Annotated in this window: 1 pseudogene; it reads left to right on the top strand. The window is 44.3% G+C overall.

The features are described 5' to 3' along the window. Positions 1-19: 19 nt before the first annotated feature. Positions 20-573: pseudogene (locus tag ACRCJ0_RS18745) on the top strand (exonuclease domain-containing protein); the annotation flags it as partial.

Here is a 573-nt window from a genome sequence, read left to right as displayed (position 1 = left end):
CGGGCAAACCGGCGACTACATGGCCTTATGGTTTAAAGACCACAAGGGGCCCAAACGTCCTTACGAATACATCGCGCCATTTGTCTTGAATCCAAAATTAGCCAATTTTCATATTTTTCCTGCTGGCTTTGGGACAAAAGAAGCTAGCTATTTACAAGCTGGTGATTTAAAGGTGATTGAAGCCAATCACGGGGTAAGCTTAGCGCCCCTTCAAAAGACGATGGTCAAAGATGTAGCACCATTTTTCCATGAGCAAGCGGCCACCTCTACAGATACGAATAAAACACCTAAATACGCTTTTCTAACGGCCAATGCAGGCGTTGGAAAATCCTTGGCCTACGTGGTATCGGCCTTATCAGCTGATGATACGGCTAGTCAACAAACTGGGGCTAAGTCTGGGGTAAATAAGGGGCAAACTCAAGTGGTCATTTCAACCTCAACAGTGATCTTACAGCACCAGTTCTTGGATAAAACCGTCCAATTAGCGGCCAACCTATTAGGCAAACCTTTGAAAACAGTGATTTTAAAAGGGCAAAACCACTTTATCCAGTTGACGAAATTGCAGAAATACAC

It is taken from the genome of Aerococcus sp. L_32, from assembly GCF_050689315.1.
Note: the sequence above shows the minus strand (reverse complement) of the source record. Positions and strands in the feature narration are given on the sequence as shown.